This window comes from Mesorhizobium sp. M5C.F.Ca.IN.020.29.1.1 (assembly GCF_003997375.1).
GTDB lineage: Bacteria > Pseudomonadota > Alphaproteobacteria > Rhizobiales > Rhizobiaceae > Mesorhizobium > Mesorhizobium wenxiniae.
The window spans coordinates 1-24330 of record NZ_RZSW01000033.1; the positions used below are offsets into that span (position 1 = coordinate 1).

General features: G+C 63.4%; 23 protein-coding genes. 11 read left to right on the forward strand and 12 right to left on the reverse strand.

Going from position 1 to position 24330, the window contains the following annotated elements:
* Positions 1-6 precede the first annotated feature (6 nt).
* The 3 genes from EOA85_RS04985 (at position 7) to EOA85_RS04995 (ending at position 4090) form a co-directional block, all read left to right on the forward strand.
* Positions 7-1881, forward strand: coding sequence for a sensor histidine kinase (locus tag EOA85_RS04985; protein ID WP_127208597.1), 1875 nt, complete (start codon positions 7-9; stop codon positions 1879-1881).
* A 14-nt stretch (positions 1882-1895) separates the two neighbouring features.
* The gene (locus tag EOA85_RS04990; protein WP_127208583.1) at positions 1896-3251 is read left to right on the forward strand and encodes a sigma-54 dependent transcriptional regulator; all 1356 of its coding nucleotides are present in this window, start codon (positions 1896-1898) and stop codon (positions 3249-3251) included.
* Between the two features lie 113 nt (positions 3252-3364).
* Positions 3365-4090, forward strand: coding sequence for a 3-keto-5-aminohexanoate cleavage protein (locus EOA85_RS04995; RefSeq protein WP_127208584.1), 726 nt, complete (start codon positions 3365-3367; stop codon positions 4088-4090).
* Positions 4091-4146: 56 nt separating this feature from the next.
* Here EOA85_RS04995 and EOA85_RS05000 read toward each other — a convergent pair whose 3' ends face one another.
* On the reverse strand, positions 4147-4977 hold the full coding sequence (locus tag EOA85_RS05000) for an NAD(P)H-dependent oxidoreductase (RefSeq protein WP_065006671.1): 831 nt from the start codon (positions 4975-4977) through the stop codon (positions 4147-4149).
* A gap of 93 nt (positions 4978-5070) precedes the next feature.
* Between EOA85_RS05000 and EOA85_RS05005 the strand changes: the two genes are divergently transcribed.
* The 3 genes from EOA85_RS05005 to EOA85_RS40070 all read left to right on the forward strand — a co-directional run bounded on the left by EOA85_RS05005 (position 5071) and on the right by EOA85_RS40070 (position 7092).
* The gene (locus EOA85_RS05005; protein ID WP_095518777.1) at positions 5071-5994 is read left to right on the forward strand and encodes a LysR family transcriptional regulator; all 924 of its coding nucleotides are present in this window, start codon (positions 5071-5073) and stop codon (positions 5992-5994) included.
* Positions 5995-6241: 247 nt separating this feature from the next.
* The gene (locus tag EOA85_RS40065; RefSeq protein ID WP_348627880.1) at positions 6242-6676 is read left to right on the forward strand and encodes an alpha/beta hydrolase; all 435 of its coding nucleotides are present in this window, start codon (positions 6242-6244) and stop codon (positions 6674-6676) included.
* Positions 6677-6696: 20 nt separating this feature from the next.
* A complete protein-coding gene (locus EOA85_RS40070; RefSeq protein WP_348627881.1) occupies positions 6697-7092 on the forward strand; it encodes an alpha/beta hydrolase in 396 nt (131 codons plus the stop codon).
* A gap of 510 nt (positions 7093-7602) precedes the next feature.
* Here the strand turns inward: EOA85_RS40070 and EOA85_RS05015 are convergent.
* From EOA85_RS05015 to EOA85_RS05035, 4 genes are all read right to left on the reverse strand, one after another.
* Entirely contained in the window at positions 7603-8661 is a 1059-nt protein-coding gene (locus EOA85_RS05015) for a Gfo/Idh/MocA family oxidoreductase (RefSeq protein ID WP_127208585.1), read from the reverse strand.
* A gap of 68 nt (positions 8662-8729) precedes the next feature.
* Positions 8730-9515: a ThuA domain-containing protein gene (locus EOA85_RS05020; protein WP_127208586.1), complete on the reverse strand. Its 786-nt coding sequence runs from the start codon at positions 9513-9515 to the stop codon at positions 8730-8732.
* Positions 9516-9910: 395 nt separating this feature from the next.
* Positions 9911-11407, reverse strand: a complete 1497-nt coding sequence (locus EOA85_RS05030) for a tlde1 domain-containing protein (RefSeq protein WP_127208587.1) — start codon at positions 11405-11407, stop codon at positions 9911-9913.
* A gap of 452 nt (positions 11408-11859) precedes the next feature.
* A complete protein-coding gene (locus EOA85_RS05035; RefSeq protein ID WP_095518795.1) occupies positions 11860-13299 on the reverse strand; it encodes an FAD-binding oxidoreductase in 1440 nt (479 codons plus the stop codon).
* Positions 13300-13510: 211 nt separating this feature from the next.
* Between EOA85_RS05035 and EOA85_RS05040 the strand changes: the two genes are divergently transcribed.
* Positions 13511-13774, forward strand: coding sequence for a hypothetical protein (locus tag EOA85_RS05040; protein ID WP_203546906.1), 264 nt, complete (start codon positions 13511-13513; stop codon positions 13772-13774).
* Between the two features lie 348 nt (positions 13775-14122).
* Complete coding sequence (locus EOA85_RS37295) at positions 14123-14425, forward strand: hypothetical protein (RefSeq protein WP_164759494.1); 303 nt, start codon at positions 14123-14125, stop codon at positions 14423-14425.
* Positions 14426-14467: 42 nt separating this feature from the next.
* Here EOA85_RS37295 and EOA85_RS05050 read toward each other — a convergent pair whose 3' ends face one another.
* From EOA85_RS05050 to EOA85_RS05060, 3 genes are read right to left on the reverse strand one after another with little or no spacing between them, the layout of a single operon-like run.
* Positions 14468-15706 (reverse strand): NAD(P)/FAD-dependent oxidoreductase, encoded by a 1239-nt coding sequence (locus EOA85_RS05050; protein WP_127208589.1) that lies wholly within the window; start codon positions 15704-15706, stop codon positions 14468-14470.
* The gene (locus EOA85_RS05055; protein WP_127208590.1) at positions 15703-16416 is read right to left on the reverse strand and encodes a methyltransferase domain-containing protein; all 714 of its coding nucleotides are present in this window, start codon (positions 16414-16416) and stop codon (positions 15703-15705) included. Before EOA85_RS05055 ends, EOA85_RS05050 begins: the two co-directional genes overlap by 4 nt.
* Positions 16413-17480 (reverse strand): type III polyketide synthase, encoded by a 1068-nt coding sequence (locus EOA85_RS05060; protein ID WP_127208591.1) that lies wholly within the window; start codon positions 17478-17480, stop codon positions 16413-16415. The genes EOA85_RS05055 and EOA85_RS05060 overlap by 4 nt, the downstream gene beginning before the upstream one ends.
* Positions 17481-18345: 865 nt before the next feature.
* Between EOA85_RS05060 and cueR the strand changes: the two genes are divergently transcribed.
* The 3 genes from cueR (at position 18346) to EOA85_RS05075 (ending at position 20070) form a co-directional block, all read left to right on the forward strand.
* Complete coding sequence (cueR, locus tag EOA85_RS05065) at positions 18346-18744, forward strand: Cu(I)-responsive transcriptional regulator (protein ID WP_029350608.1); 399 nt, start codon at positions 18346-18348, stop codon at positions 18742-18744.
* Between the two features lie 268 nt (positions 18745-19012).
* Positions 19013-19291, forward strand: coding sequence for a hypothetical protein (locus EOA85_RS38665; protein WP_245485615.1), 279 nt, complete (start codon positions 19013-19015; stop codon positions 19289-19291).
* A gap of 110 nt (positions 19292-19401) precedes the next feature.
* Complete coding sequence (locus EOA85_RS05075; protein ID WP_127208592.1) at positions 19402-20070, forward strand: phytochelatin synthase family protein; 669 nt, start codon at positions 19402-19404, stop codon at positions 20068-20070.
* Positions 20071-20342: 272 nt separating this feature from the next.
* Here EOA85_RS05075 and doeB read toward each other — a convergent pair whose 3' ends face one another.
* The 4 genes from doeB to eutB form a co-directional block, all read right to left on the reverse strand.
* Positions 20343-21344 (reverse strand): N(2)-acetyl-L-2,4-diaminobutanoate deacetylase DoeB, encoded by a 1002-nt coding sequence (gene doeB / locus EOA85_RS05085; RefSeq protein WP_127208593.1) that lies wholly within the window; start codon positions 21342-21344, stop codon positions 20343-20345.
* 5 nt (positions 21345-21349) lie between these two features.
* Entirely contained in the window at positions 21350-22528 is a 1179-nt protein-coding gene (gene doeA / locus EOA85_RS05090) for an ectoine hydrolase DoeA (protein WP_127208594.1), read from the reverse strand.
* A 38-nt stretch (positions 22529-22566) separates the two neighbouring features.
* Positions 22567-23559 (reverse strand): ectoine utilization protein EutC, encoded by a 993-nt coding sequence (gene eutC / locus EOA85_RS05095; protein WP_127208595.1) that lies wholly within the window; start codon positions 23557-23559, stop codon positions 22567-22569.
* The coding region (gene eutB / locus EOA85_RS05100; RefSeq protein WP_127208596.1) for a hydroxyectoine utilization dehydratase EutB at positions 23556-24330 on the reverse strand (775 nt) is incomplete at its 5' end. The genes eutB and eutC, both read right to left, overlap by 4 nt.

Consider the following 24330-nt stretch of genomic DNA (forward strand, 5'->3'; position numbering starts at 1 on the left):
TGGCTAATGCTGCAACGCCCCGCCGCTGCCCCGTTTTCAACGCCCCAACCGTCGACGCCCGAGCAACTCGGCAGGCGAGCGCGCCGTGCCTGGCTGCTGTTTGCGGCCATCGTCCTTGCGATCGCCACGGCCGCACTTTACGGCGCAGGCCTTTATGGCCGCACCACGGAGGTTGGGGCACTGGCGGCGCAAGGCCGCACCGACGCCAATCTGAAGGTCGCGCTGCTGCGCGCCGTGCTGGAGAGCCCGCGCGCCCTGCCCCTGCTTTTGTCGGAGGACCAGCAGGTGCGCGACGCGCTGGCACAGAAAAGTGCTGCTGCGGTCGATGTGCTGAACCGCAAGCTTGAAGGGCTGGTCTCCGGCACCAAGGCTTCGGTGCTCTATGTCATCGGCACCGACGGGCTGGCGATCGCCTCCAGCAACTGGCGCGAGCCGATCAGCTTCGTCGGCAACGACTACCGATTTCGCGACTATTTCTCCGGCGCGATGCGGGCCGGAACTGCCGAATATTTCGCGCTCGGCAATGTCAGCAAACGCCCCGGTCTCTACATCTCGCGCCGCGTCGGCGATGATGCCGCACCGCTCGGCGTCGTTGTCGTCAAGGCGGAGTTCGACCAGCTCGAGGCCGACTGGCACGAGGCGAACCGCCCGGCCTATGTCAGCGACGAGAATGGCGTCGTCCTGATCACCAGCGTGCCGTCCTGGCGCTTCATGACGACCGGGCCGCTTGCCGGGCCTGATCTTGCCGCCATTCAGAACAGCCAGCAGTTCGGCGACGCACCGCTGATGCCATTGCCGATCACGCGCCCGCAGGCGCTCAGCCCGGACGTGTCGATCATCAATGCGGTGACGCCCGGCGGCAACGACGCGGAATATCTCAGGCTTTCTACGCCGGTCCCTTCGACTCCGTGGCGGCTCGACTATCTCGTCCCGGCCGAAGCGCCGATCGCCGCCGCGGTCCGTGAAATGCGGCTCCTTGCACTCGGCGTCATTGTCCCGTTGCTCGGCCTTGCTGCGTATCTGTTGTGGCGGCGGCAGTCGGGGCAAATGCGGATCGCCGCCGAACAGGCGGCGCGCACCGAGCTCGAACGTCGCGTGATCGAACGGACCGAGGATCTGAGCCGCGCCCGCGATCGGCTGCAGGCCGAGATATCAGGCCATCGCAGCACGGAAGCCAAGCTGCAGGTGGTGCAGCAAGATCTGGTCCAGGCCAACCGCCTCGCCATCCTCGGCCAGGTCGCCGCCGGCGTCGCCCACGAGATCAACCAGCCGGTCGCCACTATACGCGCCTATGCCGACAACGCCCGCGTCTTCCTCGACCGCAAGCAGACTTCGCCGGTCGAGGAAAATCTCGGCGCCATCGCAGCGCTGACCGAACGCATCGGCACTATCACCGAGGAGTTGAAGGCCTTTGCCCGCAAGGGCCGCACCGCCGCCGAGCCTGTCGAACTGCGCGGCGTCATCGAGGGCGCCGTGGTGCTGTTGAGAAGCCGCTTTGCCGGCCGGCTCGAAGCGCTGGCCATCGACCTGCCGCCGCCTTCCCTCAAGGTCATGGGCAACCAAGTCCGGCTCGAACAGGTGCTGATCAACATCTTCCAGAACGCGCTGGAAGCGCTGGACGGCCGCGACGATGCCAGAGTGCAGGTCTCGGTCGAAGACACGACGGATGGGGTCGCGGTCGGCGTGTCCGACAACGGCTCGGGCATTCCGCCCGCAATCCTCAAATCGCTGTTCACGCCGTTCAACACATCGAAGGAAAAAGGCCTCGGCCTTGGTCTCGTCATCTCGAAGGACATCGTCGCCGATTACGGCGGACGCATCGAGGTTTCGAGCGACAACAGCGGCACCCGCTTCACCATCCATCTTGCAAAAGCAGCGTAATGGCCAAGGCAGAAATGACGAACGATGACGCCGCGCCGGTCATCCTGATCGATGACGATAGCGATCTCCTGAAGGCCACTGCGCAGACGCTGGAGCTTGCCGGCTTCTCGGTATCGGCTTTTTCGGTGGCGGCCGAGGCGCTGGCGACGCTCGACGCCGGTTTTGCCGGCGTCGTGGTCTCGGATATCCGCATGCCTGAGATCGACGGCCTGCTGCTTTTCGACCGCGTCCTGCGGCTGGACGCGGACATTCCGGTCATCCTGGTCACCGGGCATGGCGACATTGCCATGGCGGTCAAGGCGATCAAGGACGGCGCCTACGACTTCATCACAAAGCCCTTCGCCGCCGACAGGCTGGTGCAGAGCGTGCGCCGCGCGGCGGAAAAGCGCCGCCTAGTGATGGAAAACCGCGCCTTGCGCGAAGCGGCCGGAGAAGCGCAGGACGGCCTGCCGCTGATCGGCCAGACGTCGGCGATGGAAAGGCTGCGCCGCACGCTGCGCCAGATCGCCGACACCGACGTCGACGTGCTGGTGACCGGCGAGACCGGCTCCGGCAAGGAGGTGGTGGCAAGCCTCTTGCATCGCTGGAGCCGCCGCGCCAGGGGCAATTTCGTTGCGCTGAATTGCGGCACTCTGCCGGAGACGGTCATCGAGAGCGAGTTGTTCGGCCATGAGACCGGCGCCTTCACCGGCGCGCAGAAGAAGCGGATCGGCCGCATCGAGCACGCCAGCGGCGGCACGCTGTTCCTCGACGAGATCGAAAGCATGCCGGTCTCGACACAGGTGCAGATGCTGCGCGTGCTGGAGATGCGCGAGGTCACGCCGCTCGGCACCAACGAGTTGCGGCCCGTCGACCTGCGCGTGGTTGCGGCCGCCAAGGTCGATCTCGGCGATCCGCGCCAGCGCGGCACGTTCCGCGAGGATCTCTACTACCGGCTCAACGTGGTGACGATCTCCATTCCGCCGCTGCGCGAGCGCCGCGACGACGTCGCCCTGCTGTTCTTCTATTTCGCCGAGCGCGCCGCCGCCCGCTTTCGGCGTCCGGTGCCGGCGGTGTCGGCCTCGGTGCACCGCCATCTCAGGGAGCATGACTGGCCGGGCAATGTGCGCGAGCTCGCGCATTTCGCCGAGCGGTTTGTGCTTGGATTGGAAGAAGACGCTGGAGCGCTTCCTCCTGGCCCAGCCCGGCCGGATGCCGACATGAAGCTGCCGGAGCGGCTGGAGCGCTACGAGGCCGACATCATCCGCGAGACGCTTGGCCGCAACGAGGGCGACGTCAGGCGCACGATCGAAGCGCTGGGGATTCCGCGTAAGACGTTCTACGATAAGCTTCAGCGCCATGGCATCGTGCGCAGCGAGTTTTCCAGGTAAAGGGCCGACCAGGCCGGCAAGCGTCGGCGACCCTTCCGTGGCCTTGCTCCGAACGCCGATTCCGATCTTCGCGATCATGCGCTAAACTTGCAGGAACTCAACCGGGCTGACCCATGATTGTCCAGACCTGCATCAATGGCGCGCGCAGCGCCGATTTTCATCCGCAACTGCCGCTTGACCCCGGAGCCATGGCGCGTGACGGCGCGGCCTGCGTCGCTGCCGGTGCCGCCGAGCTGCATGTCCATGCGCGCGGGCTCGACGGCCGGGAAAGCCTCGCTACTGAGGCGATCGACCGCACCATCCTTGCCCTCCGCCGCGCCTGCCCGGGAACGCTGATCGGTGTCTCCACCGGTGCCTGGATCGAGAACGACGACGAGCGGACGCTTGCCGCGATCGCCAGCTGGAGCGAGCTGCCCGACTATGCCTCGGTCAATCTGAGCGAGAAGGCCGCGCCCGAGGTCATGCAAAGCCTGCGGCAGCGCGGCATCGGCATCGAGGCCGGGCTCGCCTCCGTCGCTGATGCCGAGCGCCTGGTCCGGCTCGACCGTGGCAGCCAGGTGCTGCGCATCCTGATCGAGATCTCGGAGCAGGCGCTGGACGCGGCATGGGAAGTCAGCGACGGCATCGCGGCCGTGCTTGACCGCGCCGAGATGCGACGGGCGATCCTGCTGCATGGCGAAAACGCGACAGTCTGGCCATTCGTGCACCGGGCGGCGGAGCGCAACTGGTCGACGCGTGTCGGGCTGGAAGACGGCAAAGAGCTTCCGGACGGCGCTACGGCATCAGGCAATGCCGCACTGACGGCTGCTGCCGTCGCGATCTTCCGGGCCGGTCGCTGATTCATCCCACAGGTTTCGGGCGCCTTGCCTGACCAGGATCTTTTCGGGATCCTGCGTCAGGCCACGTCCCGCAAAGTCGAACGCGGCGTCGCCGACTTGGCGCCGGTGCGATCCTCGTGAAGCGCGAAACCCGCGGCGCCCGGATCGCCCAGTTCGGGGCGGAGCTGCATGCTCGGGATGTGGTAGTCCCCGCCATTCTGCTGCCGATAGGGAATGGGCCGGATTGTCTCGAGCGTCCGCATCCTTTCGCGCAGCCGATCCGCGACAGGCTCGAAGTCGGCCTCCCCAAAACGATCCACTCTGTAGACCACGAACGGCGGAAGCACGTCGTAGCCTGGATAGTAAAGGATCCCGTGATTGATCGGGAACAGCAAGTCGTCGATCGGGCCGTTGACGCCGCGGGCCGAGTAATGCTCTTCCCAGCCGCCGGTGGTCACGATCAGCATAGCGCGCTTGCCGGCGAGCGTTCCCTCACCAAAGCGATCACCCCACCGCTTGTCGCTATGCTCGCCGACACCATAGGCGAAGCCGTAGGCGTACACCCGGTCGACCCAGCCCTTGAGGATCGCCGGCATGGCGTACCACCACAGCGGGAACTGGAGGATCAGCGTGTCGGCCCACAGCAGCTTGTCGATTTCCGCTTTAACGTCACCGGTCAGAGTGTTGGTCGCAAAAGCTTTTTTGGATGCCGCAGCCGGCAGGAGGCGTTCTTCGGGCGGCCACGACGGAAAGTCGGCACGGTCCACCTCGGATTTCCAGCCATCGGCATAGAGGTCCGATATCAGCACCTCGTGGCCCTGGGCCTCGAGTTCCCTGATGGCGACGTCACGCAGTGCACCGTTGAGCGAACGCGGTTCAGGATGAGCAAAAACAAGCAGGACTTTCATGGGTCAACTCCGAAGGAAGGACGATCGACGCTAAGGTAGCTAGCCCCGGGATGATCCGCTATATCTGAGTAATGCATAAGATTATGCCGAATAATGGATAGGTCTGACGTGACGCTCGAGCGCATGCGCACCTTCGTTCGCGTCGCCGAGCGCGGCAGCCTCTCGGCGGTGGCGCGCGAACTCGGAGTTGGGCAGTCGACGGTCACACGGCATCTGCGCGAGCTCGAAGACGCCGTCGGCGTGCCCTTGCTCAGCAGGACCACCCGGCGTGTCACGATGACCGATGAAGGCAGCCGATACTATGCCGACGCCGTCCAGATCCTGCGCCTCGTCGAGCAGGCCGGCGATGAGGCACGGGGCACCCGCGGCGCGTCGGCCGGCACGATCCGGATATCCTGCACGGCGGCGCTCGGGGTCTTGCACATCAGCCGCCTGATCTTCGCCTTTCAGGACCGCTATCCCGACATCGGGGTCGATCTCAGCCTCACCGACGAGCGCATCGACCTTGTGCGGGAGGGCGTCGACATCGCGCTTCGCCTCGGTCCGCTCACCGACAGCTCGATGAAACTGCGGGCGCTCGGCCAGTCCCGGCGTCTGCTGGTGGCGTCGCCGGCCTATCTGGCGGCGCGGGGCAGACCGGCTGTCCCGCAGGACCTGCCTGACCATGAAGGCATCCGGATGTCGAACATCGCAGGAAGCGACACGCTCGCCCTGCAGGGGCCGGGCGGTGAACGCCACGCGGTTCCTTTTGGCGGCCGATTTCGGGTCGACCACGGGCTTGCCGCGCGCGAAGCGCTCGTCGCCGGGCGCGGCATCGCACCTGCCCATCACTGGCTTGTCGACGATCTCCTCGCCGCCGGCCGGCTGGAAGTGATCCTGCCAGACTACACCCCGCCTCCCATACCGCTGAGCATGCTGATCCTTCCCGAACGCGCGGGCATTGCCCGGGTCCGGCTGCTGGTCGACTTTCTCGCCGAGCGGATCGGCGGCATTCCGGGGATTGGGAAGCCGCGTTAGCCGGCGTGTCCCCACTCCGCCGGAGCCGGCTTGAATGAAGACCTTCTGTCCTTTCTTCAGCTTCGCCCGCCCGCGACCCCGAGGCTGTCGCATTCGGTGTCTTCGCGACCCTGATCGGCACGCTTGAGCTGTCCCGCGCGGTGAACGGAACCGAACTGTCCGATCGCATTCTTGAGGCTGGCGAAATAGCGGCGAAGGCGCTGCTCCAGCCCCGCGAGAACGACAGCCCAGCAGAAAGGGAACCATCATGAATGTGCATCAGCTATCGCGACCTGCCGCGATCATCAAACACAGGGACGTGCCGACGAAAACGGTCGACGTCGGCGGTACGAAATTCGCCTACCGGGAGCTCGGGCCCACAACTGGGATACCGGTGATCTTTCTTACCCATCTGAGTGCGGTTCTCGACAATTGGGATCCCCGGGTCGTCGAACGGCGAGTTATCACCTTCGATAACCGTGGTGTTGGCGCATCAAGCGGCTCCACTCCCAATACGGTGGAGGCGATGGCCCGCGACGCGGTCGCCTTCATCCGGGCCCTCGGTTTCCAGCAGGTCGATCTGCTCGGCCTATCTCTTGGCGGCTTCATCGCCCAGGCGATTGTTCAGCTGGAGCCAGATCTGGTTCGCAAGATCATCCTCGCGGGAACCGGCCCGGCCGGGGTACCGGCATCGACAGGGTGACGTTCGTCACCATCTTCGACATGATCCGCGCCGCGCTAACCATCAAGGACCCAAAGAACTACCTCTTCTTCACCCAAAGCCCCAACGGCAAGAAGGCGGCGCGCGAGTTTCTGCAGCGATTGAAGGAACGGACCAATGACCGCGACAAGCCCATCGCGCTCGGCGCCTTCAACCAGCAGCTCAAGGCGGTCCGTGCCTTTGGCCTTGAGCGCCCTGCCGACCTGTCGCGTATCCGGCACCCGGTCCTCGTGGTGAATGGCGATCACGACAGAATGGTGCCCACCAGCAATTCCGTCGACATGGCACGGCGCTTTCCCAATGCCGAGTTGGTCCTGTACGAGGACGGCGGGCATACGGCCATTTTCCAGTATCACGGCGGCTTCGTGGAAAAGGCCCTGGACTTCCTTGAGCCCTAGCGCATCGGCCCGAAAATCGGAATCGATTTTCGGAAAGCACGATGCACAGATTCAAAAGTGCTAGAGCGTACTTTCCAAGTGGACGCGCATCGCGCTAGCGCGGCCCGCCTGGTCCGATCCATCGGGTGACGACCAGCTGTCGTCTGCAAATGCAAGCTTGAACGCCTGCAGGGCGAGCCGACTTCCGAAACAGGGCATGAGTTGGCCGGTGGCTCGTGAACGCTTAGGGTCGAACGTTCAGGGTAATTGGATTTGACCTAAACGTCAGCCTGCAGTGGCCGGCGTCTTCAGCCGAACGTCGCCAGAGGCTCAGTGCGGACCGCGACCCACTGGCAGCGCCGGCTGTGGTGATAGGTCGGCTGTGGTGATAGAAAGACAGGAAGCGCGGCGGGGACCATCTCTCGGCGAAAGCCGCTCACCGGGATAGCGACAGACCGGGCTGGCGGACGGTTAGGACTACCGGACGGAACGATTGCGACCGGCGGGCCGCGCTGGGCGAGGAACCCAAGCTTATTGTGTATCCGCATGGGCTCTCAGCTCAGCCCTCTTCTCGTTGGAGACGACGGCGAGGTCGAGCACCTTCTGCAATTCGGCCGCATGACGGAACGACGGCTCCGCCTGAACACCGTTGCGCACTGCATCGACAAAGCGCTGGTAGTTGGTCGGCACCGATCCGGCATCGAGAACCTGCCATTTGGCGATCTCGATGTCCTCGCCCATGCACACTTTCAGCTCCGAGCCATTCAGATTGTGCACGACTTCGATGCCGCCCTTGTCGCCATAGATGCGCAGCCGCAATTCGTTGAGGTGGCCGGTTGCCCAGCGGCTGGCATGAACGATGCCGAAGGCGCCATTGCTGAAATCCAGCGCCATGGTGAAGCTGTCATTGGCGTCCAGCTCGTACTCGCCGATCCGGTTGCCCGGCGCCTTGTCGAAGGACCTGAGGCGGCAGAACACATGGTCGATGTCGAGCGCCGCGCCATAGCTGGCGAAATCGAGTATGTGGATGCCGACATCTCCCAGCACGCCATTGGAACCATGGCCGCGCGACAGCCGCCAGAGCCATTTCGGATCCGTGCGCCAGTCGCCCCAGAATTTGGAAACCAGCCAGCTCTGCAGATAGGACGCCTCGACATGCCTCACCCGGCCGATCTCGCCGGCCAGCACCATGGTGCGCGCCTTCTGCAGCGGGGCGACGTTGCGATAGGTCAGGTTGACCATGTTGATGATGCCGGCTTGCCCGGCGGCATCGGCCATGTCATTGGCCCTCTGGTAATTTTCGGCCAGCGGTTTTTCGCACAGCACCGGCTTGCCCGCCGCGATCAGCATCATGGTGGTCGGATGGTGGATGCGATCTGGCGTCACGTTCGCCACCGCGTCGAACTTGTCCCATGCGAGCGCGTCTTCCAGTGACGCGAACCGGTTGGGGATACCGTAGCTGTCCGAAAACTTGTCGACACGCGCGCGGTCGAGATCGACAGCGCCGATCAGTTCGACGCCCTCGATCTTGCTGAACTGCCTGGCGTGCTCTTCCGCCATCCAGCCGGTGCCGAGTATCAGGAGGCGCATGAATCTTATCCTTAGGATGAGGCTTTATCTTCTTGTTCGACTATGGATTTTCCGAACCGAGGTTCGGGCTAGCGATAGCCGGCTTCGCCCGCAGCATGGAGTTTCCCGCCGCGCTCGACGATCGGCTCGAGCGCCTTTTCCACCGGCACGTTCGGCGCGTCGAGGATGGTCGGATTTGCGCCCTGCGGGTTGTGCGCCCATTTCACGGCGTTGCGCAGCACCTTCTGGACGGTGGCGTCGTGATAGGTCGGATAGGTCTCGTGGCCGGGCCTGAAATAGAAGATATTGCCGGCGCCACGGCGATAGGTCAGCCCCGACCGGAACACTTCGCCGCCCTGGAACCAGGAGATGAAAACCGTTTCCAGCGGCTCCGGCACGGCGAACTGCTCGCCATACATCTCCTCGTTTTCGAGCTCGAAATACTCGCCGATCCCGGCAGCGATCGGATGGTTGGGGCTCGTCACCCAGAGCCGCTCGCGCTCGCCAGCCTCGCGCCATTTCAGCGTGCAGGGCGTGCCCATCAGTTTCTTGAATATCTTGGAGAAATGGCCGGAATGAAGGATGATCAGCCCCATGCCTCCCCAGACGCGGCGCGCCACGCGCTCGACGACTTCGTCGTCGACGGCGCCATGATCCTTGTGTCCCCACCACAGCAGGACATCGGTTTGCGCCAAACGGTCGGCCGGCAGGCCATGCTCCGGTTGCTCGAGCGTCGCCCACGACACGGAAACGCCGGGGTCGAGCTTCAGCGCGTTGGCGATTGCTGCGTGCATGCCCTCGGGGTAGATCCCCGCGACCACCTCATTGGTCCGCTCATGGATATTCTCGCCCCAAACGACAGCGCGTATAGTCATGACATCCTCTTGGTTGGTTGAAGCCGCCGCCCCGGTACATCCAGTCATAGTATCCCTGGCCGGGATTGAAAACGCTTTCGAGGTCGGTTGCTGACAATTGGGTGGAAATCAGGCGGGGAAAGTCCACGTGGCAAAGCCAGCGGTCCTGGCGGGACAGCGCCCCCTCTGTCCTGCCGGACATCTCCCCACCTGGGGGAGATTGGATGTCACACCGGCTTTCGCAAATAGCCAACGTTGCAGGAACGAGCGGAGCGTCGAAACTGCCGATCTCCCCACTTGTGGGGGAGATGTCCGGCAGGACAGAGGGGGGCGCGAAGGATCGCTACAGAGCGGCTTTCATTCTGCGCCGCTGCTGGTCTACGCGCCGTGCCTTTCCGACTGCATCAGCGACCTGGTTAGCCGCGCACGACGAGGCGTTTGATCTTGCCTTTCTTGAAGGCGTCGAGGAAACGGGCATAGTCCTTGAAAGCGACGCAGCCGCTCGATTCCGCGCGGCCGCCGCGCAGCAGGTAGGTATGGGCAAGAAAGCCGTCGCGGCCGTATTTGTTCTTGCCATCGACCGGAATGAGACGCAGCGCCTCCACCCCATGGAAGCGCGATTCGCGCAGCCTCAAATCGTAGGTGTGGGGCGGTGTCGGGCCGACATTCTTCAGGTTGGCGTAGCGCGGCTGGTCGGCCATCGAGCCCCGTCCCGAATGCGCCTCGAGCCGCGAACCGTCCGGCATATAGACGGTTTTCGCCGAGATGTCGTAGACGGCGACGCCGCTGCCCATGCTGGGCTTGTTGAACAGGTTGCGGAAGACCCCACCGCCCGCCGGGCTGTCGGGCTTGGCATAGGCCAGCATGTCTGCGGCCTGGGCCTTCGACCGCTTGGCCGGCTTGCCCGGGCTGCTTTGCATGCCCGGGCTGCCCTGGTTGGCTTGCATGCCCGGCACGGCCGCAGACGACGAGTTCCTCGGTGACAAGGCTGGCGCCCGGGGCGTGTCGACCTTCGGAGCGTCGGCGGTCCGGACCTTGTTGGCTTTGGATGGCTGAGACTGCGCCTTGGCGGGCTTCGATGCCTGAACTTTGGGCGCTTTGGCCCTGGGTGCCTCGACCCCGGGCGCCTCGTCTGACTGATCGATTTCCGCCCGCGGGCGGAAGGTCGGCAAGGGGACACTGTCGGGCATCTCGTCCTGCGGCGGCAGCGAGGCCATCTGCACCTCGCCCTCCGGCGCAGCAGGGTCGGCCGTCGCCTCCTCTGGCAAAACGTCGATCATCTCTTCCGGCAATGCGTTTGCAAGCGCCAGAGCCAGGCGGGAGGATCGTTCGATTTCCGCAACCTCGGATCCGAAGCGCACGGGTGCGGGACCATTCTGATCGGGCAGGCGCACCGGCTCAGCAAAGCGCGCGCCCGTTGGCAGGCTGGTGACCGCAAAAGGGGCGGCCGCGCCAGATACTTGGGAAGCGGCTCGGCCAAAGGCAGCAGCAAGCTTTTGCGGCGACAGTGCGGCTTTCGCCACCACGCTGTCGAAGCGCGCTTGCGGCGAGATTTCCGCAACAATCGACACGGTATTCGGCTTCGCTAACGGCTTTAGACGCGCCAACTTGCCTTCATGCACGAAGCTCGCGGCAGCCTGCGCGCAACCGGCATCGCATCGGCTGATCAGGGACGCCTGACGCTGTCGGCTTGCCAGTGACGGCGCCCACGAACTGGCCCATGAATTGGCAAGAGAGCGCCGGGGATCGGCGAGCGCGATGGTTCGCGGCGCGAGCAGGCTTTGCGGAAGACTGTTGGAGGCAGCGGTGAGCGAGGTTCCCATCGAATGGAGGCCGGCCATGGTCGCCACCGACCACAGAGCGATCGCAACGCCAACAACGGGAATCGCGACCCAGCGCAGGCCGGGCCTCATCGAAGTCAATCCAGTATCAGGATTATCACCCCGGCTTTTCAAACGCACAAACGCCATACAACCAACCTCAATCGGCCTTGCGGCATGCGGGGCTCGCAGCCGTCACAATCACAGTCGCCTAGTGCCCCCTGCACGCTTCGCGTCTGTTGCCGATTGATTTAAAAGATGGACAAACTTGGTTAACCAATCCCTCTACCGATCGCCGATTGGGCGAAGGTCGATATCGAAAAAGCTCCCTCCACGACTATGAAAATGGTGGAAATGTCCTCCGTATAAGGCTTTGCTGCCCGTTTTTGCCAACCGAGTCAAGAAACCGAAAGGACTAGACCTTGCCAGGGCGGGCGTCAGCTGAGGGCTGTTTCGGGATAAAAAGCGTCGCATCACCCGTGATCGTCTGCGCGCAACGAGGCCCGCGTTCTCCGTATGAGACGCGGGCCTTGTCATTGCATACGCTATGCGGCGCGCAGGTCTTCCGCCGGGCGCAAATTCTGGTTCATGCGGAACAGGTTCAGCGGGTCATAACGCTGCTTGATCTCTAGAAGTCGCCGATAGTTGCCGCCATAGGCTGCTTCGACCCGGTCGACCTCGTCCTCGGGCATGAAGTTCACATAGGCCGTGCCGGCGGCATAGGGCGAAGCCGCCTCGTAAACACCGCGCGCCCAGTCGATGCAGGCGCGGTCCATTTGCGGTTCGCGCCAGCGAGCGTGGACATTCATGACGAAATGCGCGCTGCGTTGCGGAAACGCAGTTGCATCCGCTGTCACGCGGCCCGCGGCACCGCCGACATGGGCGAAGAATATCTCGCATTCAGGCCCCGGAAGCTTGGGTATCGCGGCCGTGATAACCTCGATCGCGCTGTCGGAGAGCTCGGTGAAGTCGTGGCTCTTCCAGTAGTTTCGGGCGCCGGGCGCCAGCAATGGATCGAATGCCTGCTCCCAGCCGGTGAACGGGTTAGGGGCGACAACATCGGCAATCGGTGTGCCGATGGCGCGAAGCCTTTGCGTCGCTTTCTCGCCCTCCTGAAGGTCGCCGCAATAGCACATGGCCAGGACCAGCACCTCCTTGCCATGCCATTCGGCCGGCAGGAACGGCAGCGGCGGCGCCTGCCGCATGACCACCCAGCAGGTCAGCTCATTGGGCGCTGCTTCGAGCGCCGCTCGGTACTCCCGCAACACGTTTTGGGCATCGGCAAAGGGGTGAACGACAAGCCCCGACAGCACCTGCGGACCGACTTGATGGAGCTTGAACTCGAAAGCCGTGACGACGCCGAAATTGCCGCCGCCGCCGCGCAGCGCCCAGAACAGGTCCGGATTTTCGGTCTGGCTGGCGCGCAGCAGCTTGCCGTCGGCGGTAACCACATCGGCGCAGAGAAGATTGTCGATGGTCAGGCCGAATTTCCGCGTGATCCAGCCGAAGCCGCCGCCCAGCGTCAGGCCTGAAATGCCCGTCGTCGAGTTGATCCCGGTCGGCACCGCCAGTTCGAAGGCCTGTGTTTCCGCGTCGACGTCGGCGAGCGTCGCGCCAGGTTCCACCCATGCCCGCCGCGTCGCCGGATCGACCCGCACCGACTTCATCGGCGACAGATCGATCATTAGGCCGCCGTCGCAGACGGCGCTGCCGGCGATGTTGTGGCCGCCGCCGCGAACCGCGACGAGCAGCCTGTTTTCCCTGGCAAAATTCACGGCGGCGATAACGTCGGCGGCACCGGCGCAGCGCACGATCATCCCTGGCCGCCGGTCGATCATGGCATTCCAGATGCTGCGTGCCTCGTCATATGCGGCGTCGCCTTCCCTCAGCACGGTGCCGCGCAATTGCGCCGAAAGCGCGTCCAGGGCCGCGGCATCGACTGTCGTCTTGCCGCGTTCAAGCGTGGTGAGGCTCATGCTGTTCATGGCTTTCCTCCCGATTGTTTTTGAGCCGTTTTCCCCCCACCCGTTTCCAAGTTTGCCCTTATATTAGAGGTCAAGCAAGTTCCTAGTGGCTTGCCGGGCGGCATTGCGCAACCCGCCTAACGCCGTAAGGCGGTCCGCCGGTTCGGTCGAGGAACTACGCAGCGGTCCGCGGAGTTAGGCATATCAGCAACCAATGCATAGGAGAGCTCTGATGGCACCGCGCAGAAAACCCGACGATTCATCCGAAGGCCCGACAATCGAACAGCAGGACTGGGACGCGATTAAAGGCGGCGAAATTATGCCAGACAGCGTGCCAGGAAACGGCGACATCCGGTACGACCTCGAGAAGGAGGCTGAACTGCCCGAGGAAGACGACGACAATCCGTACCAGGAAAGTGACGAGGCGTTGCCGGACGACGAAGAGGAACGCGCCATCTCGCGCAACCCCTCGAAGCAAGATATCGACGAGCCGTGAACGACAGCATTCAATGGCGCAGCTAGCCGGCCCGTTCCGGGTGTGCTCCAGGCTCCTTGAAAGTTCCTGCAGCAACAGCAAAGGCCCCGCGGGGAGGAAGCGCAGGGCCTTGTCCGAATGCCGTGCGAACGGCTTTCCAGTCGCTGTAGAACGACTGTGCTTCCAACCGTGGCTGGCGGATCTTGTTCCATCGAAACCGAAAAAGATGGCGTTCGTTCGCTGCTTCACCAGCATTGCTGCTTGGATTGTAATCGGCTCAATCACAATTTCTGTCTGGTGGAACAACTCCAAAAAACGCTCGTTGGATAATCATCGCAATCAGCGAGGCAACTCGAATGGAGACCGATCATGAAGAAAATTCTTTCTGCAACCGTACTCAGCATCGCCCTTGCCACTTCGGCGATGGCGCAATCAACCGGCACAGGATCCGGCACCAGCGATCCGGGAGCGGGCACCGGGACAGGCACTGGCACTGGCACTATGGCTCCCGGCACCGATAACGCAACTCCTGCCGATCCAAACGTAACCGGTTCGACAACCACAGGCCCCGACGGCATGGGTGACCGGTGTAAGGATATGGCAGGCGCCGATGCGAATACAAACTCCGCCAGTGGCACTGCAACTTCGGACATGGAGAATTGCCCCAAGTGACGGAGCTAGCGCTCATTTGCGCATGATGCGCCGCACCACTTGTTAGACAAAGCCGGGAACCGGCTTTGTCTTGCCGCTTAATTGCGCGCCCAATGTCAGTGCCTGCGGAAATTTCCGGATAATTGCCGCCATCAAGGGGGCGTTACCGGGGCGGAGGGCAATTCCAGCAATCGCTGCAGCGGCGTAGACCCGCGTCGAAAATAGTTTTTTCCAGGCCGCCTCATAGCGTCTGCCGGCAGCCTCGCGCCCTGCCCAGCCGTCTGGCGCGCATGCGAGTTCGCAGGCCAGCAGCCAGCCGGACTGAAGCGCCATCGAGATGCCCTCGGCGATAACGGGATGAGACTCTCCGGCTGCATTGCCGACGCGGAAGATGTCCCGTTCGTAGCAGGAGCGAATTCCCGGCCGGATCGGACCTGCGGCAAGCCACGAACCATCGGGGTGAGCTGACTCCAGGGCATCCCTGACACCCCGGCACGATTCCATCAGATGACGGGAGACCGCATCGGCCGCCGACAAATGGCTCTGCTGGTTGGGGCCAGGCTGTTTGCGCAACCGTGCGAGCATATCGCGGCGAATGCAGCACGAAATCGACAGCCGGCCATGATCCGCCGAAACCATGCCGCCATAACCCCCCGGAAACACCAGCAGAGGCATCAAATCAGGCGCTAGGGACGACCCGGTGAAATGCGCCTTGAAGCCGAGCAGGTCCGAAGGGCGGTTGGTCTTCCCGAGCTGGCTGGGCAGCGGTCCTGGTTCCCAGGAGCCGTGTGCGGCGACAATCACCGGCGCACGCAACATCGGCGTTTCGCTCCCGGCTTGAATTCGCACCATTTGCATCTCGCCATCCCGATCGATGGCGACGGCGCGGCAAGGCTGAAAGATTTCGACGCCGGCCGATCGCGCCGCCTGCAAAAGCAGACAGTCGAGAATATCCCGGCCGAGCGCCCGGCCGAAGCCAGGGTTGGCAGAAGGTTCATCGTTTGCACGAGGCCCATCTTTTGCACGAGGCATGGGTGCCTCGACACTCGCATCGCCGGAAAAGAAGCCGACGCGGCGGATTTCGGGGCCGGCATTGGCACGCCAGGCATCGCCGATTTCCAGCTGGTCCAGAAGCGCAAGATTGCTTGCCGACATGTATTCGCCGCAGACCTTGCGGCGCGGGAACACGCTCTTTTCCACAATAGCCACGGCCCATCCGCGACGGGCCAGCGTCAGCGCGGCGGACGTGCCCGCCGGGCCGGCGCCTATGATGATCGCGTCATGGGTCGACAATCGCGTCATAGGTCATCACCGGCGCTGGCGCCGACAAAAATGTGGGAAAAAAGGCCGGCGCGCCGTTCCTCGACCGGTTTGCCGTTTGCTGCGAGCCAGAGACCGGAAAGCTCGCTGCCGCGAAAGCCGGCACGCACGCTTTGAGCCGCGTCGTTTCGGGTCACGTCATTGGCGCCGATTGCCGGCAGAAGACGCGTCGCGGCCAACGCCAGTTTCGCTCGCAACGGCTCTGTCGCCAGCAGCAGCGGGGCTTTCGGCGCCATCAGCGAAAACAGACGCACGAGCTCGGCATCGTCGAAATGATGCAGAAACAGATTGACGGTGATCGCGTCGAACCGCGTGCCCTCATTCTTTCTCGCCCAGTCGAAGACATCGGCGGTGACACCTTCGACCGTCCATCCCAGCCTGTCAAAATCACCTTGCAATTGCGCGGTGATGAGGTCGACGCGGTCGAGCATTACCAGTTGGACCCTAGGCCAATGCCCGGCCATGTGCCGCGCTATCGCCAGCATGAAGGAGCCATCGCCGGCGCCGATCTCCAGAATCCGGCGTGGCGGCCTTGGCACAAATTTCCGGAGCAGCGACGCCATGATCCTCGCCTGAAACATCAGCGCGTTGATCCGACGGAGGTCGCGGCGCGCGGCAAGCGCTCGCGGATCGTCGCCCGCAAGTCCGTCGAGGATTTCCGGCTCAAGCTGGCGCTGCTCCAGGCCGCTCATGAAACCGTTCGGAAAAGCATGGTTTCGGCCGTCAGCCCGGGTCCGAACGACATGCCGCAGCCGAGTTGGCCTGGTGGCGCCTTCAACATCTCTTTCATCACGAACATGACGGTCGCGGACGACATGTTTCCGTACTGGCGCAACACCTCGCGCGATGGCTCCAGCGCGGTGGGTGCAAGCCTCAGGGCCCTTTCGACGGCGTCGAGAACCGAACGTCCACCCGGGTGCACGGCCCAGAGGTCGATCGCCTCGGTCGGCCGATCGCCGAGGATGGCATCTTGGTTGCTCCGCAACGCCTCATGGATCGCTGCTGGAACCTGGCCGGAAAGGACCATTTCGAAGCCGTGGTCGCGAATGCTCCAGCTCATCAGATCCCGCCGCTCGTTCGCCACGATACAGTAAAAGCTTTCGAGCTCGATGCCGTGCGGCTCGGCGGTGACGAGCGCAGCCGCGCAGCCGTCGCCCCAGAGGCAGAACGACAGCAGCTTTTCCAGCCCGCTGGATTCCCGCAGATGCATCGTGCAAAGTTCAATATTGACCAGCAGGACCCTCGCCTGCGGGTCGGAGCGGACGATGTGGCGGGCAAGCTTGAGGCCATTGATCGCCGCGTAGCAGCCCATGAACCCGATCATCGTGCGTTCAACCCTTTCCGGCAGGCCGCATCGCGCAACCAGCTCCAGGTCGATGCCCGGCGCTGAAAAACCGGTGCAGGTGGTAACGATAAGGTGGGTGATGCCGGAAACGCCGCCACCAAGCTCTAATCCCTCGACGCCTTTTTTCGCCAGAACAGGTGCGGCATCTCCGAACATTGCCATTCTCTCGGCCGTTCCAGGAAAGGCGCCCCGGATGAACCTCCCGGCCAGGTCTGCTGACGGTCCTTCGGGGTCGCTGGCCGGTGCAAAGCAGGAATAGCGGTGCTCGATGCCGGCAAGGTCAGCCATGCGTTTAAAAATTCTTCGGCGATCGGCCGCAAGCAGGGAGGCCGCGAAACGCAGATAGAATTGATGAACCTCGTGCTCCGGCACCGCTGTCGCGATCCGGTTGATATACGCTTTGGCCGGCATATTCTGTCTCCTCGGCGTGTGCACTATTTGGGGCCACCGCCGGAGGTTGTTTGGTCATCGGCACCAGATGTCGGACATCAGGTTTTGAGTGTTGTTCGATGAACGTTTCTGAGACTTGATTTCATCCCGAGGTTCAGCATGTGCGGTTGCCGGGCGATGCTGCGGTTCGCCGGTACTAGGAACATAGGCTCCATTACCGAGGCGTCCACCAGGAGCCCGCGCTTCGGGCCGAGGCGCCATTGCGTCCGGCCCTCACCGGGCACGGCCTTTTTGCTGATCGATGGAACACTAGGGCACACTAACAGTTGTAGGATGACAGCGAATATCTCTTGGATATTGGCTGCTGGATCGGGGCCAGACCCCGGTTGGCCCGCGCTCTTCCAGAGGCGCGGGCTTCCCCGATCCCAGCCGGCTTGAAGCCCAATTTTGGGAACAATGGCCAGCTGCCATAAGGGTCGCGGTAAAGACAAGGAGAGCTGTCATGAACAACATCATCTGGCTGGTCGGGGCCATCGTTATCGTAATAGCGATACTTAGCTTCCTTGGCCTACGTTAGGATTCGCCTTTAGCGAAATCCGACGCGTGAGTAGGTAGTTACTTGGGACGGCTCTGGAACCCACATGGGGTCCGCAGGCCTAGCAGCTATCCGCGCTAACGACCCCGCTCCTTCACCGGGCGAAGGTCCCTGCCCAATCGATACCATCCAAGACCCAGTGCTCTCATTTGACGCCGCGTCTCCTGCCCTTGAGCGGGTGACGTCTCCGTCCGCTCAAGTTTGCGGCTGCGGCGCGTGAAAATCACCCTCGGGCGGTTGACCTTCCAGCTGCTGGAAGGTCTATTTTCCTTGCGAACGGAGATTTTCATCATGAACATTGGCATCGCATCCGAGAAATCCGGGCTGCCGTCCAAGACTATACGCTACTACGAGGACATCGGGCTTTTGCGCCCGGCCCGGACAGACAACGGCTATCGCGACTATTCGGTAGCCGACATCCACCGCCTCCGGTTTCTGCAGCGCTCGCGCAGCCTGGGTTTTTCAGTCGACGAATGCCGCCAGTTGCTGTCGCTCTATCAAGACAAGGACCGCGAGAGCGCCGACGTCAAATCTATCGCCGAAGCCAAGCTGGTGGAGATCGACAGGAAGATCGCGGAACTCGTGGGATTGCGCGGCCTGCTGCATCATCTGGTCGAGCACTGTCACGGCGACGAGAGGCCGGACTGCCCGATCATCGACGAATTGGCGGGAGAGGGCGTGGTTCAGTGAAATGGACCGCCGCCGCGGTGATGCTGTCGCTTGCCTGCGCCTCCGCGGTGGTGGCCGCGGCCGGACCTGACCCAATCGTCGCGACGCGCCAGTCCTCGATGAAGGAGATGGCCGCTGCCGCAAAGACGATCGCCGGGATGTTCGATGGCAAGCTGGCCTATGACGCTGTGGCGTTCAAGGCGGCGGCCGGGACGTTACGTACCCGCACCGGCCCTGCCCTCATTGCGGAATTTCCCAGCGCGACATTGGGTCCGCCTCGGGCGCCAGGTTGGAAATCGACCAGGCCCGTTCGGAATTCGAGGCGCTGGCCCGTCACATCGGGACGCTGGCGAGCACACTGGCGGCCAAGGCCGAGCGGGCGCCCGCCAGTATCACCGACGACATGAGGATGGGTTCCGGCCCGGCGATGGGCGGCGGCAGCCTGCTTGGCAAGCGGCCGGCAGCGGCAGAAGCCGATCCTTCCAAGGCTCCCGCCGAGCACCTCCTACATCTTATCCTGCAGGATTGCTCAAGCTGTCATTCGAAGTTCCGGCAGAAGGTCCTGTGATCGCCGAGCGATCCGCGAGATCACCGGATGGCTGATTGGCCGGGTGCGGCGCTGATTGACGTTGCGGTGCCTTTTCTTCATTGTCCTGTTGCTGCCTCCGAGGTTCAGCAATGAAGCGCAGTCTCGCTTTCGGTGCGATTGTGATCGCCGTCGTCGGCCTGCTGGGCGGCAGCGCACTTTTGATTGCTGGCCAGTCCAGAGTCTCGCAAGATGCAATCCTGTCATCGGTTATCCGCACCCCTGAATTGATTGACAGCGCCTGGATGCTCCCCGTGGCTGCCACTTTCAATGCCGACGTCACATGGCAATCAAACGGATCAAGGTGCGGCCCGGCAAGTGTCGCAAACACATTCCGCTCCATCGGCGAGGAGGAGACAACCGAAGCCGAAGTCCTCGCCGGAACCGGAAAGTGCTGGACAGGCTTTTGCGTCATCGGGCTCACGCTGGACGAGCTTGCCGAGGTCGCTCGAACGAACACCAGGCGGAAGGTTTCCGTGCTTCGGAATCTGAGCGCTGATGCGTTTCGCGAGCACATGAAGCGGGCCAACGATCCCGGCCGCCGTTACATCGTCAACTTCACCCGTGAGAAGATTTTCGGCGCCGGCGCTGGCCATTTTTCCCCAGTCGGAGGATATCTGGAGGCCGAGGACATGGTCTTCGTCCTCGACGTAAACGAGGACTACAAGCCCTGGCTGATCGAGCGTGAGCGCCTGTTTTCAGCCATAAACACAATCGACAGCGATGGCGACAAAAAGCGCGGCTTGCTGCTTATCGAGTAGCACGGTCGCAAGCAGTTTCGCAGACCGCCAACGAGCGTAGTGCCCCGGCCGGGGCTGGGGCAATCTCGCCGTGCTGCAAAAAGGCGGTCAGGGATGCGCGGGTCGAGGCGCTGTTGGGCTTCCTCAAGGAAGTCGCCGGCGGTAGCTATCTCAGCGACGCCGAAGTCGCCGGCATTGCCAAAGCGGAGCTCGAGGAATTTCCGCGCGCCCCTCGACGCGGCGCTATTAAATTAAGCTGCCTTAATCCAAGAGCCGAGCCCCTGCGGCTGCTTTCAATCGACCAGCACGGCGACCACTGCGGTGCAGTCGCCCGCCTTGACCAGCCCGGGGAAATGCCGCGCGGCCAGCATGCCGCCCATTCTTGCCCTGATCTCTTGAGGTGCGGCACCGGTGCGGCCGATGGAGTGGATGCGCGCCAGGACCTGGCCCTCTTCGACAGGCTCGCTCAGATCGATCAACGTTTCGATCATCCCATCGTCCTCGGCGAACGAGAAGCAATCGCCCGACGGCATGTCTAGCCAGCGGGTCGGCTGCATCTCGACCGCACCGGCGACAATGCCGCAATGGCGCAGCACATTGAGCACGCCGCGACGAGCGATCCGCACCGTTTCCGCGCGGGAGGTGCCACCGCCGCCAAGCTCCGTGGTGATGAACAGCTTGCCCATCTCTTCGGCGGCAGTGTCGAACATCCCGACCGCATCGATCTCCAGCATCTTCATCGACCACGGCGCCGAGAACGCTTCGACCGCCGCGAACCCCTTCGCCTCCAGCATTTCGTCGGGCCGGATATGGGCGGCACAGAACGGCACGAAGTCGAGCGTCTTGCCGCCGGAATGGAAGTCGAGCGCGATATCGGTGCGCGGCAAAAGTTCGCGCTGGAAGTAATCGGCGATTTTCTCGGTCACCGTGCCGTCGGGCCGGCCGGGAAAGCTGCGATTCAGATTGCCCTTATCGATCGGCGAGGTGCGGGTGCCGGCACGGAACGCCGGATAGTTCATCGCCGGCACGATGATCACCGTGCCGCTGACGTGCTTCGGATCGAGCGTACGGGCGAGATCGTAGAGCGCCAGCGGCCCCTCATATTCGTCGCCATGATTGCCGCCGGTGAGCAATGCGCTCGGCCCGCTGCCGTTGCGGATCACGCAGATCGGGATCATCACCGATCCCCAGGCTGAATCGTCACGGCTGTAAGGCAGCCGCAGGAATCCGTGCTGCACGCCGTCGCGGTCGAAATCGACGGTCGGCGTGATCGGTGAGGGGCGAAGGCTGGACATCGGGCTCAATTCTTCACCACCAGCTTGCGCGGCACATTGGCCAGGCACTCGACCCCTGTCTCAGTGATCAGGATGGATTCGGTGATCTCGAGCCCCATCGTCTCCAGCCACAGGCCGGTCATGAAATGGAAGGTCATGCCCGGCTTCAACTCGGTGCGGTCGCCGGGGCGCAGGCTCATGGTGCGCTCGCCCCAGTCCGGCGGATAGGAAAGCCCGATCGGATAGCCGGTGCGGTTGTCCTTGACGATGCCGTATTTCTTCAGCACCGCGAAGAAGGCGCTGGCGATGTCCTCGCAGCTGTTGCCAGGCTTTGCCGCGGCAAGCCCGGCCTCCATACCTTCCAGCGTCGCCTTTTCGGCATCGAGGAATTCCTGCGTGGGTTTACCAAGGAACACAGTCCGGGAAAGCGGACAGTGATAGCGGTTATAGCAGCCGGCAATCTCGAAGAAGGTACCCTCGCCCGACTTCATCGGCCGGTCGTCCCAGGTCAGATGTGGCGCCGACGCATCGGGGCCTGATGGCAGCAGCGGTACGATCGCTGGATAGTCGCCACCGATCCCGTCGACGCCGCGCGTGCCGGCATCATAGATCTCGGCGACCAGATCGCATTTGCGCATGCCGACTTCGATCTTGTCGACGATACGCTGGTGCATCGCTTCGACGATCCGGGCGGCCTTGCGCATATAGTCGATTTCGGTCGGGCTCTTCACCGCACGCTGCCAATTGACGAGTGTCGTGGCATCGACGAAGCGGGCGTTGGGCAGATGCTTTTGCAGCGAAGCAAAGGCGGCGGCCGAGAACCAGTAATTGTCCATCTCGACGCCGATGCTGAGCTTGCCCCAGCCGCGATCGGCCAGCACCTGCGAGAGAAAATCCATCGGGTGGCGTTCGGTCGACTGCACATAGTGGTCGGCATAGCCGACGATATTGTCGTGCGCGAGATACGCAGTGCGCTTGGCGCCGTTGGCGTCCTGACCGCGCCCGTACCACACCGGTTCGCCCAACGGCGGCACGATGACGGCCTGATGCACGTAGAACGACCAGCCGTCATAGCCGGTCAGCCAGGCCATATTGGACGGATCGCTGACAATAAGGAGATCGACACCCTTGGCCTCCATGGCCTTCCGTGTCTTGGCGAGGCGATCCGCATATTCTCCGCGCGAGAATTTGAGATTGGGCTGCATTGTTCTTGGTCCTCGTTTGTTGGGCCTTGCGGCCAGCATCAGCTTTCGAAAATAGTCCCGGCATTCCCCGCCCGCGCACGGTCGCGGGCGAGCGTGGCGATCGCCGTGTCCTGGACGCCGGTGCCGGTCAAGTCGGCGATGGTGATGTCGCTGGCTGAGCGCCGGCCGTGCTTTTCGCCGGCGATGATCTGGCCGAGTTCGGTCACTTCGGCATCGGCCGCCATCACGCCCGCCGCGATGGCATGGTGCAGTTCGCCTAGCAGCCGCGTCTGTTTCGCGCTGTCGGCGACGTAGAGATCGGCCATGCGCAGGATCGCCGGAGCGATCTCGTTCTTGTGCTCGGCGTCCGAGCCCATGGCGGTGATGTGCTGGCCGGCCAAGACGAAGCCGGCTTTGATCAGCGGCTCGGTCGACGGCGTCGTGGTGACGATGATGTCGGCATCGGCGGCCGCATTTGCCGCGTCGGGGTCGGCGCGCACGGCGATGCCTAGTCTTTCGCGCAATGCATCCGCCGCAGCCTCGGCCTTGGCGGCGTCCCTGGCCCAGATGCGGGCCTCGGCGATCGGCCGCACCAGCATAAGCGCCTCGAGCTGCAGTCCAGCCTGGACGCCGGCGCCGAAGATCGCGGCGATCGAGGAGTCCGGCCGCGAAAGGTGTTTAGCCGCGACCGCTCCAGCCGCCGCTGTGCGGATGTCGGTGAGATAACCATTGTCGAGCAGCAGCGCATCGACCATCCCGGTTTTTGACGACAGCAGCACCATCATGCCGTTGACGCTGGGCAGGCCGAGCTTCGGATTGTCGAAGAAGCCGGGACTGATCTTGATGGCAAAACCGTCTATCCCAGGCACATAGGCGGTCTTGACGTCGACCTCGCCGCGATGCTCGGGAATGTCGAGCCGCAGGATCGGCGGCATCGCCACCGGCAAGGTGGCAAGCGCGCGGAACGCATTCTCGACGCAGGCGACGGCATCGAGATCGAGCTTCACGATCGCGCGCAATTCGACTTCGGTGAGTATCGTCATTCGGCTCATGCGGCGCTCTCCTCAATTGCTGCGCCGCAAACGACTTTCCTGTGCAGCGTCATGTCGATGTTGCGGCCCGACAGAATGAGCACCGTGGGGCCGCTCGCCCTGACTTTGCCGGACAGCACGGCGGCGATGCCGACCGCGCCGGCGCCTTCGACGATCTCGCGCTCCTGTTCATAGGCATGGCGGATGCCGGCGGCGATCTCGCCCTCGTCGAGCAGGATCACGTCGTCGAGCAGGTCGCGGCACATCGAGAAGGTCAGCCGGTTGTCGAGGCCGATGCCACCGCCAAGCGAATCCGCCAGCGTCGGCAGTTCCTCGACCAAAACTGGATGTCCGGCATTGAGGCTCGCCTTCATCGCGGCACCCAGCGCCATCGAAACGCCGATAACCTTCGTGCTCGGACTGACGCCCTTCACGGCCGCGGCGACACCCGCTGCCAGTCCGCCGCCGGACAGCGGCACCAGCACCAAAGCGGCGTCCGCAACCTGCTCGATGATCTCCAGCCCGAGCGTGCCTTGCCCGGCGATGATACCAGGATGGTCGAAGGGCGGCAGCATGACCAGCCCCCCTTCCGCGACCAGCCGGTCGACCTCCTGCTGCGCATCGTCCTGGCTGTTGCCGACGATGCGGATCTCGGCGCCAAGCCGACGGATTTCATCGAGCTTATTCTGCGGCACCCGTCGCGACATGCAGATCGTCGCGCGCATGCCTTCGAGCTTCGCCGCATGAGCCAGCGCCCGGCCGTGATTGCCGGTCGAGGCGGCGACCACGCCA

Coding starts and splice junctions, on each gene's coding strand:
- EOA85_RS04985 (WP_127208597.1), top strand. CDS start 7: ATGCTGCAACGCCCCGCCGCTGCCCCGTTTTCAACGCCCCAACCGTCG.
- EOA85_RS04990 (WP_127208583.1), top strand. CDS start 1,896: ATGACGAACGATGACGCCGCGCCGGTCATCCTGATCGATGACGATAGC.
- EOA85_RS04995 (WP_127208584.1), top strand. CDS start 3,365: ATGATTGTCCAGACCTGCATCAATGGCGCGCGCAGCGCCGATTTTCAT.
- EOA85_RS05000 (WP_065006671.1), bottom strand. CDS start 4,977: ATGAAAGTCCTGCTTGTTTTTGCTCATCCTGAACCGCGTTCGCTCAAC.
- EOA85_RS05005 (WP_095518777.1), top strand. CDS start 5,071: ATGGATAGGTCTGACGTGACGCTCGAGCGCATGCGCACCTTCGTTCGC.
- EOA85_RS40065 (WP_348627880.1), top strand. CDS start 6,242: ATGAATGTGCATCAGCTATCGCGACCTGCCGCGATCATCAAACACAGG.
- EOA85_RS40070 (WP_348627881.1), top strand. CDS start 6,697: ATGATCCGCGCCGCGCTAACCATCAAGGACCCAAAGAACTACCTCTTC.
- EOA85_RS05015 (WP_127208585.1), bottom strand. CDS start 8,661: ATGCGCCTCCTGATACTCGGCACCGGCTGGATGGCGGAAGAGCACGCC.
- EOA85_RS05020 (WP_127208586.1), bottom strand. CDS start 9,515: ATGACTATACGCGCTGTCGTTTGGGGCGAGAATATCCATGAGCGGACC.
- EOA85_RS05030 (WP_127208587.1), bottom strand. CDS start 11,407: ATGAGGCCCGGCCTGCGCTGGGTCGCGATTCCCGTTGTTGGCGTTGCG.
- EOA85_RS05035 (WP_095518795.1), bottom strand. CDS start 13,299: ATGAACAGCATGAGCCTCACCACGCTTGAACGCGGCAAGACGACAGTC.
- EOA85_RS05040 (WP_203546906.1), top strand. CDS start 13,511: ATGGCACCGCGCAGAAAACCCGACGATTCATCCGAAGGCCCGACAATC.
- EOA85_RS37295 (WP_164759494.1), top strand. CDS start 14,123: ATGAAGAAAATTCTTTCTGCAACCGTACTCAGCATCGCCCTTGCCACT.
- EOA85_RS05050 (WP_127208589.1), bottom strand. CDS start 15,706: ATGACGCGATTGTCGACCCATGACGCGATCATCATAGGCGCCGGCCCG.
- EOA85_RS05055 (WP_127208590.1), bottom strand. CDS start 16,416: ATGAGCGGCCTGGAGCAGCGCCAGCTTGAGCCGGAAATCCTCGACGGA.
- EOA85_RS05060 (WP_127208591.1), bottom strand. CDS start 17,480: ATGCCGGCCAAAGCGTATATCAACCGGATCGCGACAGCGGTGCCGGAG.
- cueR (WP_029350608.1), top strand. CDS start 18,346: ATGAACATTGGCATCGCATCCGAGAAATCCGGGCTGCCGTCCAAGACT.
- EOA85_RS05075 (WP_127208592.1), top strand. CDS start 19,402: ATGAAGCGCAGTCTCGCTTTCGGTGCGATTGTGATCGCCGTCGTCGGC.
- doeB (WP_127208593.1), bottom strand. CDS start 21,344: ATGTCCAGCCTTCGCCCCTCACCGATCACGCCGACCGTCGATTTCGAC.
- doeA (WP_127208594.1), bottom strand. CDS start 22,528: ATGCAGCCCAATCTCAAATTCTCGCGCGGAGAATATGCGGATCGCCTC.
- eutC (WP_127208595.1), bottom strand. CDS start 23,559: ATGAGCCGAATGACGATACTCACCGAAGTCGAATTGCGCGCGATCGTG.